Genomic DNA, 14,107 nt, shown 5'->3' with positions numbered 1-14,107 from the left:
TACTATCAAGCGTTGAGATAAGGCATGGTTTCTATCGTTCTTGGAACGAGACCAGAACTTATCAAGCTTGCACCTGTGATGCATGAATTCATTCTTGAGAAGATCCCTTTTCGGATTATTCACACAGAACAGTACTACACAGAAGCATTGGATCACCAATTTTTTGAAGAGCTCTCTTTGCCTACTCCTTCTGTTCATCTGGGTGTGGGATCTCAGTAGCTCCATTGTCAATTCGCTTCCATGATAGTTGGGGTGGCGAAAGCTTTATTGAAAGATCCCCCTTCTTTTATGTTGGTACAGGGGGACACCAATAGCGTGTCCGCTTGCTGCACAGAAGCTTCAAATTCCGATAGCTTATCTTGAAGCGGGTCTTCGCAGTGGAGACTGGGGCATGCCAGAAAAGCAAAATCGCGTCTTGACTGGACACGTGGCATCCATCCATTTCTGCTCCACTGAATTTCAAGCTATGCAGTTAGCAGAAGAGAATATCCATCAAGGAGTCCACGTGGTAGGGAATGCCGTCGTGGATGCATCGTTGAAGTATGCAAAAGAAGCAACGGAATCTTCAACAGTGCTTTCCCGTTTGCATCTTGAAGGAGTCCTTTTTGTCTTTTTAACGCTCCACCGAGCTGCCAATGTAGATGACCTGTTCACCTCAGCAGGCTCTTAGAGGGAGTTTCGTAAGCGGCATCCGATCTCAATCTTTGCATTATGTTCCCAATTCATCCGAGGAAGGAGAATCGAATTCAGGCGTATGGTCTGAGCGTTTGGGTATCAGCTCCTTCTTTCCTCGTCTTGCCCCCACTTGGATACAAAGATGCGTTGTGTATGATCAAATCAGCAACTCTTGTCCTTACAGATTCGGGGGGGATTGCAGGAAGAAGCGTGTTCTCTCCATGTTCCTTGTTTAATCCTTCGATCGACCACTGAACGCCCCGAGGCAGTTGAAGCTAAGGCTAATATCCTCTACACAGGGGATGATCCAGAAGAGTTAAAACATGCGATGGCTGAAGTACATCATCGCCCTAGAGGTTGGCTCGATCCATTAGGGGATGGAAGAACAGCCAGTCGAGTGGCTGAAATCTCAAGTGAGCAATTAAAATAAAAGCAGCTTGCAGCTATTTGAAAATGAGAAACCAGATTGCACGAGCTATATTTTTTTCCTGAGTGATGCGCCATTGAAGAATGCACTTTGACAACGAGAGATGTCGCCTGATTTCTTTTGAATAATTGAGCTTGCTATAGCCATGAATGCGTTGGGCAGAGTGAGCAGGCATTTCCGCAATCCGTTTGCCAGCTACTGCGAGAGCGAACAGGATTTCTGCATTGATCTCAAATCCCTGAGCGCTTAGCTGGAGCGATTGAATATCTTGGCGCCGATAAAAACGAAGGATAGGACTGGTCGCTGTTATGGACTGACCTAAAAGAAAAGAACAGATCACACCGGCTGCTTTACTGATAAAAACCCTGTATGAAGGGATTTGTTTGGAAAATCCAGCGAGCGTTAGCGATCCGCTGATAACATCGACATCCCTTGTTCAAGCCGTTTCAGAAGGATGGGGATAAGGGATGGAGAAAATGTGAGATCGGTGTCCATGGTGATCAACAGATCGCAAGTGGCCGTTTTAAATCCTGCTTGAAGGGCAGCGCCAGTCCCTAAATTTTTGGGGTGTGAAACACATTTAATACTGTCTTCGCCATAGGTTTGGCGAAAGTTTTTAAGTACTTTTGCACTGCTATCTGTGCTCCCATCGTCCACAAAAGTCACTTCGTAGTCATCGTTAGTTGATCTAGGATGGGAAAAGCCTCTTGAGGGAGCCTCCATAAATTGTCCTCTTTGTTGAAGACCGGGAAAAGAATGGAAACGCTCATGACTGCCCACTTGGAGATTAGAGAGGATACTTAGAAGATTCATCATGAGAAAAGAACTATGTTTTGTTCTGGATTGATAGTCGAAATATCAAAGTACAATACTGTTTTTTGGCTGTTTATCTCTGTGGATTGCTTTTTTTCTCCCTGCCCTCATCAACTCTCAGGAGATGAACTCTGATGGTGCTGTGATTGAATTACAGCGAATGCATATGTTGCGGGGGGAGTGGGTCGCCATGGATCTGGGACACCCAGATCCATCGGTATCAGTCCTCGTTTGAATCCTGTGTAGCGACTCTTTTTTATCTGGTGGTGCGCAAATTGTCTCTTGCAACCATGCTTGCCCCTCTGTCGAGTTACTTGTTGCTCTGTTGGTTTGTTTTCTCGATCCTGCGAAAGCGATTTCTACGATGACTGTATGGGTTTGTATGTTGCCGCTGATGTTTCCCAGCAGGCCCACACACTATCTTGCTTTGTGTCCGCCAAGACAATAGTCGGTCACAACTGTTGTTTTTGCTTTGTGGTTATTGGGTGGCCATCATCAAAAAAGTGGATAGCTGCTTTTGGAGGTGGTTTCCTCTTGATGATGGCGATTTATTTAGACGCTTTTGCCGAACTATTCTTACCTGCTGGTGTTTTAACCTTGATCATGGTCGCTTTAGACGGAGAGCCTTTGCCGTTTCGGATCAAGAGTCTGCTGAGTGGCAGTAGCGGTCTTGTTCTTGGCCTTTTAACAGTTAAATGGATTTATCGCAGCGCGATGGGTCAAACTCAGCCAAAATAGCTCTCTTCGACTTTCGTCATCCCAGTTCTAGATGTCCTTATAAACACAACGCTTCCTTAGACGCTTGGGTGGAAAAATGTGGTTTGGAACCAGCAAGACTGGAGCCCTTATGTGTGTGTGGGCAGCCCCTCCTTGGATTCAATAGGTCACCCATGTGGGTGCTCTTGTTTATCTTGGGATGATCCTTTTTTCTTATGGCCTTGTCCAAATTCCATGGTGGGTAAGGCGAGTTGGGATCATGGGGGTGGTGATCATTGCTTCTTCTCTGGTTGGTTATCCACTTGCCCATAAAGTGCGCTATGAGGGGGTGTGGTCATCCCGCTATCTGGCTGCCTTGGTCTGGGTCCTCCACTATATCCTGATCCCCCTTGCAGAACGACTAAAACCGTTGCGCTCTTTTCTCTCATTTTGTCTATGATCCTATCCCTTGCAACAAGCGGGTGGTTGGCTCACAATGATGCTGTAAAAGGGATTTTGCCAGTTTGCACCCGCTTGGGACAAGCGCATGATGAACTTCAGGTAGCCGTGCTTCTTAATCAGCGGGGGATCCACTATGCAATAGCCCAGTATTGGGTCACATACCGCGTGACATTCATTACAGAAGGATCTTTAATTATAATCCCTATTTCTTGGAAATGGAAATCTGGACAGGGAGGATCCCTGTCACTAACAGTGCGCTGCACAAGAAGAAGTCGCTTATCTTTACTATCCTCAATATAGAGGCTTTACTCCGCAGTGGATCCGATCTTTGTATGGGATCATGGAACATTTTGCAGTAGGTGGAATTGAAGTTTTTTTGGGAAAGCCGAGAGTGGGTTAAGCTTTGAGAAAGACCACCCTTATCTAATGGTTGTATGGTGATTTAATGCGGGTTCCTTTCATTGATTTATCCCGCTTAATCTCTCACATCGCTGAAGAGGTTCAAGAAGATTGGGAGGATTGTCTCACGCGCTGTGAGTTTATAGGGGGGACTTATGTGTCTAAGCTTGAAACTGTGCTCGCTGCAAAGCTTCAAGTGCCCCATGTGATTGCCTGTGCTAGTGGGACCGATGCCCTTATGGTTGGTTTGCGAGCGCTCGGTGTGGAGAGAGGAATGAAAGTTGCTCTGCCGAATATGACATTTTGGGCAACTTATGAAGTCGTGGTTCAATTGGGAGCCATACCTATTTTAATCGATATTGATCCGGATGATCTCCAGATGGATTTCGATCACTTTCGAAGAGCGCATGATGAATATCATTTTGAGGCGGCCATTCTGGTCCATCTGTTTGGTTGGACTTCTGCTTGGATAGAGGAATTTCGTCTTTTTTCGAAGGATCGCTCTATCCGTTTATTGGAGGATGCTGCACAGGGTTTTGGGGTAGAGGTTGGTGGTGAAGCTCTTTTAACAGGGGCGGAGGTTGCCACCCTTTCCTTTCATCCAGCAAAAGTGATCGGGGGGGCTATGGATGGAGGGGCTGTGATCGCCAGTACCCCACAGCGAGCGGAATACATCCGTTTGCTATGCAATCATGGACGATTGCAGCGCTATTCTCACATTCATGTTGGGTGGAATTCTCGTATGGGTGGTTTGCAAGCTGCTTTTTTGCTTCGTGTTTTGGCTTTGAGCGAGAAAGTTTTGACAATGCGAAGGATCGCTGTTGCCCAGTATCACTCCTTGCTCAAAGAGGTTGAAGGGGTGCGCATCTATGGTCCACCTTCAAGCGTGAAAGGGAATGGATACCTGTGTGCTCTCACTTCGAATCGGTATGATGGGGCGAGCCTTGCGCAGAAGCTCCAGGAGCAGCGGGTTGGAAGTGCGCGCATCTATCCCGGGACGGTGGATGAACAACTCCCTGCACGAGGAGCAATTCGTTTTGGAACCCTTTGCCGTTCGAAGGAATTTTGTCGCCGTGTCCTTAATTTGCCTCTTTTTTATGGGATAAGTCTAGAGGAGCAGCAAATGAGCGTGGAAGCGCTTCTTCGAGCCATGGTTTAGCGTCTGAGGGAAAAGCTAGCAACTGGATCGAAGAGCGGGCAGAGACTCTTGTAAGGCATCGACGATTGTTGTCGCGGGGGAAGATTCAAGAGGATAGCGTTCTTGTCGAAATGCATCGGGATCAGACAGAAAGCGATCGATGGTGGCTATATGGAAACGACTTAGCACAGTGCAATGGCGATCAGACGGGATCGCTGTTTCGGTGACTTCGCGCAAAATGAGGCAAGGAATCCCCAAATCGGAGCATTCTTGCTGATTGCCCCCGCTATCGCAGATAATGAACTTGGCGTGCTTGAGCCAACGAGCGAAACGGACAAATGGTTGCCGTGGAAGCCAAACCGCGCCGGTCGCTTCTAGCTCTTGTTTAAAAGCGGCTTCGTGCTTGAGTTTTTCTTGGGTGATAGGGTGAAGTATGATGTAGAGACGGTAAGCATGAGAGGCTTTGCGCAACGTGTCTTTCACAATCTTCCAACGTTTAGCCGATTGAAGATTCTCAAATCGATGAATATTGGCAAGCCCATAGTTCCCTTCAGGTATAGGGGGGGTATCGAACCGTTCGAGCACCCAACGTGTGGCATCGACTTGGGTGTTGACTTCAGTTCGAATGATGGGACCCTTCACCTTTTCTCGGATTAATGCCTGCTCTGAAGCAAAATCGGGTGGAAAATGAAGTGTGGCGAGTTTGCTTACGATTCTTCGATTCAGCTCTTCTGGAAAGGGGTTAAAGAGGTTTCCTGAGCGCAATCCAGCTTCTACATGCACAGTACAGAGCCCGAGCCTTTTTCCATAGATGGCACCTAGCAGGGTGGACAGCGTGTCGCCTTGCACGATCCAGCGATCCTGTTTTCGATCGATCGGTACACCTGTCAGTGTTTCAATTTTTCGTTCGAGAGGGGTTGCAGCTTGAAGGGCTGCACGGCTGAACCAAGCTGCTGCCTGTTTAGAGGTGTGCAGATCGATGGTGGAAGGGGCAAAAGAATGAAGGTGCTGTGAATCAAGTTGGAAATCTACCCACTGCTCGCGGAGATTCACTGCGCTCTGGCCTGTGGACAAGACCTCCCAATCGATTTTTCGCTCCTGGGCGACCACGAGAATAGGATAAATTTTAATGAGTTCAGCAGTCGTGCCCAGGCAAAACCAAAGCCGCATTCTTGTTGTTTCCTAGTTGAGGTGGATGTAAGCCTTTTTTCACATATCATAAAAACGTTTTTTCTTAATCAGAACCTGCGCCATGATCCCCTTGGGTGTTTACACGCATTGAAGGACTCGCTAGAGGCCACACTGTTTTTCCAGTTGTGCGTTAGGTTGGTCATTAGTTGGGACTCGAATCAAGCAGTTTGTCTTTTGGCTTTAAGGTGACCTGCCTTCCGTGGATGGAATTATTTTTGTTAGTCTTCTTTCTTCCTTTTATCATCAAGAGAACATTTATCCACCTGTGGTCGGACCGAACATACGAGTAACGTAATAGTATATTCTTTCTTTTGCTTTTTATCTTTATGCCTTCAAGTTTGTCGTAGTGTATCAACCGCTTGCCTCTCTACAAAACTCCACATTTGTTGATCCTCAGTTAACTGTCTTTGAAGGGAAGCGAATCCTCGTGCGTTTTAACCGAGCGATGAAACCACGTTGGATAATAGTGAGTTGTTCTGTCGCAATGTCAGCGTCCTGTTTGAGAATCAAGGGGCTCAAGTAGGTGATGACGTGAGAGGAGAGAGGCCTGCGGATACGCATGAAGGAGAGTCCAAGAAATACAATCTTATCATTGAGCTCAAAACGCGCAAACTGCATGAAAAAAGCAGCAATTTGAGGTGGGCGGTTTCTTGTGTAAGTCTGACACTGATTCTGCAGTGGCGAGCACTACCTTTGCTAAAGATATCGTCATACGAAATAAGGATGATTTTCAACTGGCTTCTGATAGCCTCCAGGCACACTTCATTCGGTACTTCGGTGTCAGCACTTAGGCAGTGAATAGTGGCCTGGATCTTCTTGTCCGTTCTGAAAACGAAAAGATGATGGGAGATGCAACAGAACGGGACTTTTCGCACGATTTCTATGGGCATATCAGTCAACTTGCTTTCCATGCGAAGATGCGCTTGCGTGTGACGAGAAATTTCCAAGAGCAGATTTCAGTAGCTCAATGAGAATGGATTGAGGCTTGTAAAGGATGGGAGTGCTCGCGATGATACTCTTGATGCTTCTCCCCTTGGTGCCTATTTTCAAGAGTGTGGGAGATGATCCATCTCCGGGAATTTTTCAGAGCAAGGAAGGGTCAAGGAATCTGGAGTGTGTCTGGATGACGAAGCAAAAGTTCATGATCTGTATCCTGATCGAGTGTCTGAGCCAAATCCTAGAAGGATGTCAGTTAGGAGAGATACGCTCACGTGTGCGAGGCGCGATTCCTAGCTTGTGGGGCAAGTCCAGGACGCGATGATGCGATCCTTTCTGCCTTACGTAAGATAGTCAGCAAGATCGTTCAAGTTGCTCGGACTCCTGGGTGGGAGGAGATGACTTGGTATGTCGATGCATTTTATCCAGAATCTGCTGTCTCCTCAAAGATCGCAATTGCAGCTAGGGCGGAGCTTGTAGAACGGGGATGCAAAGTGTCCAATCGAGTACCTGTTCTAGCGGCGGGGGATATTTCAGTGCTTCAGTCCATGCCCGCAAAAGACGCTTATTCAGTTGCTTGTAAGCGTTATTTTGCAGAGAGGGGGCTGACCGAAAAGGACGTTTCCTAGGCGTGATGATTCTGGATCCCTATAAGAATCGACTTCATGCGGGATTGTGTGCGCGTGGCGAGTGGAGATGGTTGCAATGAAAGTGATGGGTTTGAGACTGTTGCTTGCTATTCTCCCGGCCTCTGGTTTTTCAGTTGAGTCATCAGTTGCAGAAGAATAGAGGGCTCAGCTCGAGACGCTGCGGAGAGAGGTTGGGCACAAATCCAGCTCCAAGCGTGCAACCTGTTCGATGAGCTTGTGTTCGGGTGACTTCAACAGCCTGTCTTTGATGTGGATACCCCCCTTATCCTCGCTGAAGTTAGTTTCTCTGTTGGCTTTGGTGGTGGAATGCAAGCGTTGATTGAGAACCACCTCAGTTCCCTTATCCTCAAGAATCCAAGAACTCGGATGATTCTTGTGCATTACCCTCAATGCACTTCGTTTGTTATCCACTCGGGTGCGAAAGGGACGGTTGTATCACGAGGAGTTGATCAACCCGAAGCTCTCTCTCCAGCAGCTTCTTTTTCTGGAGCTCGTCATGCTCTTTTCTGGGATTTCAAAGTGGAGGGGGTTGCTTTAGTCTTGCAAGCTCGGTTACTGGTCTTGACCCTCACTTACCTATCCTTTATGCGAAAACGCTGTCTACATCGATATCCTCCTCTGGCTTTGCTGCGAGTGGAACCAGCCTCAAAAGTGGGGTGGAGGCTCGCCAGGAGTACCTCGATCTAATTGCGGGGGCGTAGCCTTTTCCTTATACCCCCTTCGTCTAGGGGTTCGTACGTACAGCCACAAATTCAACAATCAACTCCCTTTCGTATGGTTGCGAGGGGGGTGGAGGTAGGCGTGACTCAAGCACGGGCATGGACTGCTGATTTTCGTTGGTTTTCAGCTAGATGCCTGAAGAACAAGTAAGTTGGTTGGCCCGAGGTCGTATTACTCGTCTGCTTTTGGGATCGGTCAGTTCCCTTACCAGTCCAGATCTCTATGCTTTCTTTGGAGTTTCTATCATTTCAGTTTGTCGAGATGCTGCTGATGAATTTGAGGTGGCTGCGAATCCTAGTGAAGGGGGAACAGGAGGAGGAAAAGCCAGAAGCGCAATTTACATCTGCGGTGTTTCAACTAAGCTTTGAATTACGTGTTAAAAGTCGAATTGGGGTTGGATCCTTTCTCGAAACCGTTCCTACGCTGTACGGTGACAGTCGTTCGGCTATTAATGATTACTTTGATGTGTTGATCAAATTTCAATCGATGAGTGCGGAGGTCTCGTTTTGCTTCTAGACCGCGTCGTTTTCTTTGTACTGCTCTACCCTGCTGTAGCTCTAGCTGGATGGGAAATTACGCAGGATACCCTTTCCTGTCTTGAAGAAGTCATGACGATGTGTGTCAAGGATAAGGGGCTTGTTCTCAAGGATCTTACCTGCGATCGTAGTTAGTATTGCTCCTGTATTTGAGGAGACGAAAACGTAGTATCCGACGGAATCCTTAGCCACTTTGATCGGGATTTTTGGCGACGCCGGTCTTTACTCCTGTGAGGCATGCATGGCCCCCCACACCTAATATTGAAAAGGGGCGACTCGAGCAGCTCTCCACCAATCTCGGGATCCCTGAAATCATTCAATTGGGTGAGGCTAACTGGGATGGTGCAGAGGCTGCACGAGTCATTATTTGGCTGGATGAGACGGTGGAAGATGTGGCCTTGCGAATGATTGATCTGCGAAATAGGAGAATTATTCTTGCTGACCATATCAATCCGATAATGACGGATTCGGAGCGTACAAAAAGTAATTTCTTATTGGCACGTGAGCTCGATCGCCTTGCAAGACGGGATAGCATTACACACGCGCTGTTAGGTGTAGGGATTTATACAGGGCAGCATTTCTCTATGGACTGGGTGGATCAATGGAAAGAAACCAACGCCAATCTCCTTGAGGTTTCCATCTTTCTGCTTGATCCATTGTTAGGTGTAGGAGGTTGCTACTATCGCATAGCCCCGAAGGCTATGAATATGGTTGTGGGGTGACAGGTCATGATAAACATTAATACTGTGATAGTATGAAATATCAAAAAAGTAGGTGAAATGGAATAGTGGTAATCTGATAACGGAAGTGGATATCCCAGTTCTGTTGACTGGTCAGCGGATCGTCATTGAACATAGTCCAGATAGCCCGGAAGTAAAAAAGATTCCTGCCACAAGGTTAGTCCCCCCATCTCTTACTCTTGCAGATAGAGCTCTGATCGGAGCGTGTCGAAATCACGGATTGTGCATTGATGAAAATGCTCCTGAAATTAATATTACCCACGCCTGAATGCTAAGGAATTATCCGTTGGCGCTCGAATGGTGTGAGATGGTTCTTCAGCACTTTAAGTCCAATCCTGAATTCCTTCGAGCCAAGGCGTTGCTGCTGTTAGTGATGGGGGAAAGGGATAAACAAAAGTAAGAGGTCTCTTCGTGCAGATCATTGAGTTTATTTTATTGGAATTCGTTGTGTGGTTTGGGTTTCGAGGCACCAATCACACCCAGACGGTCCCGCGTTTGATAATCACGCGCTTTTCGTTGTCTTGATCGGTTCTGTGGCGGCGGTTTTTGTCAGTTTGAATTACTCAGCTGCGCCTCGAACGTTTCTCTGCCTTCGTAAGCTAATTCCAGGGATCCGATTATTTAGTCGCGCAACGTCTGAAATGGAAAGCGAGCAGGAGCAACTCTATACCTTATGGGGTGAGGGGAAGCAGAATCAAGCTCTTTTGCTCGCCGAACAGAGCCGCTTCCCGGCTCTCAAACAGATGGTATCGCTCCTCTTGAATCGACTCCCGTGGGCATTGATTACTAAATTGTTTGAAGGGTTTAAGCGGGAGTGGATTTATCGCTGGCAACCTGTCATTGGCAATTGGGAAATGCTTTCTAAATTAGGCCCTGCCTTTAGCATGATGGTACCATTACCGGGCTGATCAATCTATCCCGCAATATGAATGCTGGTGATCTCAGTATTGGAGCAGCGATGTCACTCGCTCTTCTGTCGACATTTTATGGTGTTGCTTTTGGTGTCGGCTTGACGAGTCCGGTCAGCCACTTTTTTATATTGATTGATCGATGATCAGTTAGGGGTCCTGGAGCGCTGCGAAGAGAACGTCAGTGATTTAATTGCGCGCGATGGGGTCCTGTCTCACGCGGAGCCAAAGGTGGGTTGATCCGTGCGGCGGCGTCTGAATGGGTATGAAGAGAGTTGGCTGTTCAGTTGTGCGGATCTCATCACCAAATTGTTTCTTTTCTTTGTCGTTTTGCTCATGGCAGCCAACCTGAGCAAGAGCCGTATGCAGCAGATCGCGACAAGTATTTCCGATAGCCCAAGTTCAGGGAGCTTGGACTCTATTCATAAAGAGATTAATGCGCAGATCGCAAGCACACAGATGTAGGACTTAGTCCAGATCAAAGTGTTAGTAGATGGACTGGAGTTATCGCTTAACTCAAAGCTTGTATTCGATTCTGGTAAAGCAAATATCCGTCCTGAATTTGAAGCAGCCGTGACTTCCACGCTTCAGATCCTCGCCCATTATTCATCGAAGCACTATTCTGCGGTAGAAGGACACACGGACTCCCCTCGTCTTAAAGGGGGGAACGTTTGCAACCAATTGAGAGCTTTCCAGTGCCTGTGCCATTGTCATCAGGCAACGGCTCGAAGATGTTGGAATTGCACGTGATCGGATTCGCATAGAAAGGTACGAAGATGCGAAGCCTTTGCCTGAGGACTAACTGAATGAATTGAGCCTGGAAGAGCGGAGGGACGGGCAACGTCGTATGATTGTGGGGGTTGAATAATAGAAAATATCATTTTGTTTCTGATGCTGATCTGGCCCTGTAATGCCTTTACTTAGTTAAGTAATTCCCTCGTTCCTCAGAAGGGTATACCTCCGTCTATCTTGATGGAGCTGCGGATGTTGGAAACATAATTTGCTTCTGCGCTTGTCCACGACTGTTAGCCAGATCGATGTGTTTCCAAAGGTTGTTCCTACCGCGACCATGTCGTTTTAAATGTTCCGCACTCTTCTTCCTTGCCAGGGGTTGGCCAATCGGAAGGGCTAGGAAGTGTTCCTCCTCAGGAGTATTTGACGTAGGCTCGTTGCGATTTTTCACATGAGCGTTCTGTTCTTCCTCGCGATGTCCAAGCGTTGGTCAGACGGCTTGAACAGCGTCTTATCCAGGGGATGACTCAAAATGACAGTAGAGCATCAAGTGCTTGAGCCCATCTTCCCTGTCTTGGGTGAGCTCCCCCGGGCCTCCAATCTGCCCCCTCCTGAACCTCCCAAACCTTCTGTGGAATCCCCATACACTCCTCCTGCCAAGTGGGAAGCAGATGTGGCCATGCGTGAATTGTGGACAGGCCTTTTACCTTACTTTTCATGAGTGATCGCTGTGGTTCTTGGAACGCAATCGGTATTTCTGATTCTATGGGCATCCCACCGTCTTGGGTGAGAGTCGGTCGAAGAAGACACCCTGATGGCTCAATTGACAACAAGATCCATAGGTCCCAGACAGCAAGAAGCTCGTAAAAGGACGGGCAATGGTCTCCTAGTTCCTGTTAAGTCTAGGGCTAGATTGTTAGAGGACTCCCATGAAGAGACCACATTCGTCACAGAACAGAGGAAACTGTGGGAGGACTGCGTGAGTCAGGCGGATCTGAACAAAGATGCAAGCATCGTTTGTCTCTGGTCTTCTCCTCAGATGGTGAATTTCAGTACGGAAGGTAAAATTTGCCGAGTATTTTCGACATCTGGATGAACGGGAACTGCTTTCCGATGCAGCTTTCTTTCGCAAGCTCAATCATCACGCCATCGCATCATCCCTGTTTCTCAAGCGGATACCGAGATCTATCGAAGTATTCGTGAGGAATTCGGTGGTGCTGGTGTGGTTTATTTGATCGGAAGCTTTTTTCCTCGACATATGGAGCCCTTCTTTTTGCACTTGCCCCCGTGGATTTCCAGCATGAAGTTACTTACGCTCTACCACGAGCTCTTCAACTGCAGATGGCCCATCAATGGTTGTTTTCCAATTGGGTTTCTAAGGAAGGGCAGAATCGTGTCTTTGAAGAATTGGATGCTTCCCGCTCTGGACGGCCAATCCCGGTACCTTCTGAGATAATGTTTCCCAGCATTCTCGATCGCTGTTCGGAATTCGATGCAGCTGGAGCGCTGTTTGTTCTTTTCCATTACATTAAAGCTGACAATCGCAAGGTGTTGCCGATGAATCTGTTCCAGGGGATAAGTGGTGTCTTGCTGCTTTGGTACCAAGACATTCTTTATCCAGATGCGTTTCTGAAACTACCTGAAAAGCTTCGGACTAATATGTTATTAAATGTCGGTGTCAAGGGGCTTGTGGGTTAATCTTCTGTGGAACATCCAATATGGCAGAACCAACTCTTGGCTGGACTCCCTCTTGCCATGTGAGAGGTTGTCCAAATCAATAAAGCATTCGAAAGTCGCGCTGAACAACTTCGGATGGCACGTCTTGGTCACCATGAACTGGTAGCAGGTATGAAGAAATTGATAGCTAGTAGCCAGATATCCTTTGCGAAGATCTTCACTTGAGGTGGGTGCCATGAGGCGTATTGGTCTGTGCCTGGCAGCTGTTCTCTGGTCAATGTGCGAAAAGGTACCGATCAGTCCACACCCACGTGCCTGTTGATTACAGTCATACAGTTCGATGTGGAAGTACAAGCTTGCGCGTCATAGCTCATCCGAAGAAAATCTGAATCCGCTTGCGCTGCCCCCGCGACGGTGCCCTTACCCTTTCTGGTCGAGCAGATGTCAATCTCGTCGGAGCGGGTCCAGCCCCCGCCAACCGGAGTCTGATCATTTATGGTATTTTCAATGAGAGCAATACCCATGTCCGATGTCGTACACGTCATCAATTCCCTACACTTCGCAGTGAGCAGGCAGAACAATTGGGATTGCGCTGTACTTTGGAGCTCGCCGGAGAACTGCATTGATCAGTGGCAGGATCCTGATTTCTCAAATCAACTTATTGCTCGTTTCCGAATGCAGATTGAACAGATCCGTATTCAAGGGGACGTGGTCCTTGTCTTATCCCTTCACGATGGTACAAGTGGAAAGCTTGGCAAAATGATCGAGTACTCCTTGGAGCAAGTTCTTTTCCCAGAGGTCAGTAAAAGCTCTCTACAGCTTACCTGTGCTTTTGTGTTTGATAGCTATGCTCATACGATAAATCAGGCCCCGCTTAAAAATATGGTTTTATGGTGCCCTTCAGTTCTATCTCCCAGCGACTTCAGTAACGATCCATGTAATTTGCAATAGAATTCTTCGGAGTTGAGGCCAGAACCTATTAAAGCAGCTTACGTTATTATTCTCCCAACGCGGGCGCAATACCTCGATTTTATTCGAAAATAAAAGAAATGGCGGGTCAGATGCAATCGCTCCGTTTTGCAACACTGGAGCGGGCTCCGATTTCGGAAGGTGTCCCAGTGTGGGATTTCGGGGTGATCGCTTTTTTTAATCGTGTAGTGATTCCAATAGAACCAGACCAAGCATTTTCATACTGTATACCGGATGGATTAACCCTTCCTCCTGTCGTTTTTCGCAGTGCGGCAGAACTAACTCCACAACCCTTATAGCCCTTACCTAAGTTCCATCAACAGACGCCTCAACCTGCTTATGACCTCGGAATATTTTGGCAGTTTTTTTCAGCTTCAATACGACTCTCCTATTGCTTTAAAAGCGACTGCTTTCTCGCTGAGTGTTCCGTTTCGAACT

24 protein-coding genes are annotated in these 14,107 nt (G+C 47.5%); 20 read left to right on the top strand and 4 right to left on the bottom strand.

The genetic code is table 11. The features are described 5' to 3' along the window. Nucleotides 1-24 precede the first annotated feature (24 nt). The 4 genes from BCY86_RS09435 to BCY86_RS09425 are packed head-to-tail and all read left to right on the top strand — an operon-like array spanning nt 25 to nt 1,105. On the top strand, nt 25-219 hold the full coding sequence (locus BCY86_RS09435) for a hypothetical protein (RefSeq protein ID WP_083604312.1): 195 nt from the start codon (nt 25-27) through the stop codon (nt 217-219). A 55-nt stretch (nt 220-274) separates the two neighbouring features. Further along, nucleotides 275-670 carry a UDP-N-acetylglucosamine 2-epimerase gene (locus BCY86_RS09430; RefSeq protein ID WP_083604311.1) on the top strand — a complete coding sequence of 132 codons (396 nt, stop codon included), beginning with the start codon at nt 275-277 and terminating at the stop codon, nt 668-670. Nucleotides 671-711: 41 nt separating this feature from the next. Then, on the top strand, nt 712-930 hold the full coding sequence (locus BCY86_RS10895; protein WP_156865213.1) for a UDP-N-acetylglucosamine 2-epimerase: 219 nt from the start codon (nt 712-714) through the stop codon (nt 928-930). Continuing rightward, nucleotides 848-1,105: a UDP-N-acetylglucosamine 2-epimerase gene (locus BCY86_RS09425; RefSeq protein WP_083604310.1), complete on the top strand. Its 258-nt coding sequence runs from the start codon at nt 848-850 to the stop codon at nt 1,103-1,105. Before BCY86_RS10895 ends, BCY86_RS09425 begins: the two co-directional genes overlap by 83 nt. A 13-nt stretch (nt 1,106-1,118) precedes the next feature. Here the strand turns inward: BCY86_RS09425 and BCY86_RS09175 are convergent, their stop codons facing one another. Together BCY86_RS09175 and BCY86_RS09170 are read right to left on the bottom strand one after the other, a co-directional pair. Further along, nucleotides 1,119-1,442 (bottom strand): glycosyltransferase family protein, encoded by a 324-nt coding sequence (locus BCY86_RS09175; RefSeq protein WP_075277464.1) that lies wholly within the window; start codon nt 1,440-1,442, stop codon nt 1,119-1,121. 62 nt (nt 1,443-1,504) lie between these two features. Then, complete coding sequence (locus BCY86_RS09170; protein WP_172824855.1) at nt 1,505-1,825, bottom strand: glycosyltransferase family 2 protein; 321 nt, start codon at nt 1,823-1,825, stop codon at nt 1,505-1,507. A 462-nt stretch (nt 1,826-2,287) separates the two neighbouring features. On the opposite strand from BCY86_RS09170, the gene BCY86_RS09165 reads away from it, so the two are divergent. From BCY86_RS09165 to BCY86_RS09150, 3 genes are all read left to right on the top strand, one after another. After that, complete coding sequence (locus tag BCY86_RS09165; RefSeq protein WP_075277462.1) at nt 2,288-2,653, top strand: hypothetical protein; 366 nt, start codon at nt 2,288-2,290, stop codon at nt 2,651-2,653. Nucleotides 2,654-2,807: 154 nt separating this feature from the next. After that, nucleotides 2,808-3,071 carry a hypothetical protein gene (locus tag BCY86_RS09160; RefSeq protein WP_075277461.1) on the top strand — a complete coding sequence of 88 codons (264 nt, stop codon included), beginning with the start codon at nt 2,808-2,810 and terminating at the stop codon, nt 3,069-3,071. Between the two features lie 447 nt (nt 3,072-3,518). After that, nucleotides 3,519-4,631 (top strand): DegT/DnrJ/EryC1/StrS family aminotransferase, encoded by a 1,113-nt coding sequence (locus BCY86_RS09150; protein WP_075277459.1) that lies wholly within the window; start codon nt 3,519-3,521, stop codon nt 4,629-4,631. A gap of 15 nt (nt 4,632-4,646) precedes the next feature. Here BCY86_RS09150 and BCY86_RS09145 read toward each other — a convergent pair whose 3' ends face one another. Next, entirely contained in the window at nt 4,647-5,780 is a 1,134-nt protein-coding gene (locus BCY86_RS09145; protein ID WP_075277458.1) for a UDP-N-acetylglucosamine 2-epimerase, read from the bottom strand. A gap of 414 nt (nt 5,781-6,194) precedes the next feature. Then, nucleotides 6,195-6,419 carry a hypothetical protein gene (locus BCY86_RS09140; protein ID WP_075277457.1) on the bottom strand — a complete coding sequence of 75 codons (225 nt, stop codon included), beginning with the start codon at nt 6,417-6,419 and terminating at the stop codon, nt 6,195-6,197. 593 nt (nt 6,420-7,012) lie between these two features. Here BCY86_RS09140 and BCY86_RS09130 point away from each other — a divergent pair. From BCY86_RS09130 to BCY86_RS09065, 13 genes are all read left to right on the top strand, one after another. Next, nucleotides 7,013-7,366 (top strand): hypothetical protein, encoded by a 354-nt coding sequence (locus tag BCY86_RS09130; protein WP_156865212.1) that lies wholly within the window; start codon nt 7,013-7,015, stop codon nt 7,364-7,366. Nucleotides 7,367-7,753: 387 nt separating this feature from the next. Then, nucleotides 7,754-8,074 carry a hypothetical protein gene (locus BCY86_RS09125; protein WP_156865211.1) on the top strand — a complete coding sequence of 107 codons (321 nt, stop codon included), beginning with the start codon at nt 7,754-7,756 and terminating at the stop codon, nt 8,072-8,074. Between the two features lie 164 nt (nt 8,075-8,238). Beyond that, nucleotides 8,239-8,475 (top strand): hypothetical protein, encoded by a 237-nt coding sequence (locus BCY86_RS09120; protein ID WP_075277453.1) that lies wholly within the window; start codon nt 8,239-8,241, stop codon nt 8,473-8,475. A gap of 138 nt (nt 8,476-8,613) precedes the next feature. Then, nucleotides 8,614-8,778, top strand: a complete 165-nt coding sequence (locus BCY86_RS09995) for a hypothetical protein (RefSeq protein WP_156865210.1) — start codon at nt 8,614-8,616, stop codon at nt 8,776-8,778. A gap of 71 nt (nt 8,779-8,849) precedes the next feature. After that, nucleotides 8,850-9,365, top strand: a complete 516-nt coding sequence (locus BCY86_RS09115; protein ID WP_075277452.1) for a hypothetical protein — start codon at nt 8,850-8,852, stop codon at nt 9,363-9,365. Nucleotides 9,366-9,417: 52 nt separating this feature from the next. Beyond that, nucleotides 9,418-9,651, top strand: a complete 234-nt coding sequence (locus BCY86_RS09110) for a hypothetical protein (protein WP_075277451.1) — start codon at nt 9,418-9,420, stop codon at nt 9,649-9,651. A 181-nt stretch (nt 9,652-9,832) separates the two neighbouring features. Further along, the gene (locus BCY86_RS09990) at nt 9,833-10,291 is read left to right on the top strand and encodes a hypothetical protein (protein WP_156865209.1); all 459 of its coding nucleotides are present in this window, start codon (nt 9,833-9,835) and stop codon (nt 10,289-10,291) included. Between the two features lie 17 nt (nt 10,292-10,308). Beyond that, entirely contained in the window at nt 10,309-10,437 is a 129-nt protein-coding gene (locus BCY86_RS10890; RefSeq protein WP_172824854.1) for a hypothetical protein, read from the top strand. Between the two features lie 97 nt (nt 10,438-10,534). Then, on the top strand, nt 10,535-10,756 hold the full coding sequence (locus BCY86_RS09100) for a flagellar motor protein MotB (protein ID WP_075277449.1): 222 nt from the start codon (nt 10,535-10,537) through the stop codon (nt 10,754-10,756). A 799-nt stretch (nt 10,757-11,555) separates the two neighbouring features. Then, nucleotides 11,556-11,744, top strand: coding sequence for a hypothetical protein (locus BCY86_RS09090; RefSeq protein WP_075277447.1), 189 nt, complete (start codon nt 11,556-11,558; stop codon nt 11,742-11,744). A gap of 566 nt (nt 11,745-12,310) precedes the next feature. Next, nucleotides 12,311-12,721 carry a hypothetical protein gene (locus BCY86_RS09080; protein ID WP_075277445.1) on the top strand — a complete coding sequence of 137 codons (411 nt, stop codon included), beginning with the start codon at nt 12,311-12,313 and terminating at the stop codon, nt 12,719-12,721. A 374-nt stretch (nt 12,722-13,095) separates the two neighbouring features. Beyond that, a complete protein-coding gene (locus tag BCY86_RS09985; protein WP_156865207.1) occupies nt 13,096-13,326 on the top strand; it encodes a hypothetical protein in 231 nt (76 codons plus the stop codon). A 423-nt stretch (nt 13,327-13,749) separates the two neighbouring features. Next, nucleotides 13,750-13,968, top strand: a complete 219-nt coding sequence (locus BCY86_RS09065) for a hypothetical protein (RefSeq protein ID WP_156865206.1) — start codon at nt 13,750-13,752, stop codon at nt 13,966-13,968. Nucleotides 13,969-14,107: the final 139 nt, after the last annotated feature.

Origin of the sequence: Pajaroellobacter abortibovis (assembly GCF_001931505.1) — a bacterium.
Lineage (GTDB): Bacteria > Myxococcota_A > Polyangia > Polyangiales > Polyangiaceae > Pajaroellobacter > Pajaroellobacter abortibovis.
The sequence above is the reverse complement of the archived record's forward strand: the minus strand, read 5'-3'. Positions and strand labels throughout refer to the sequence as shown.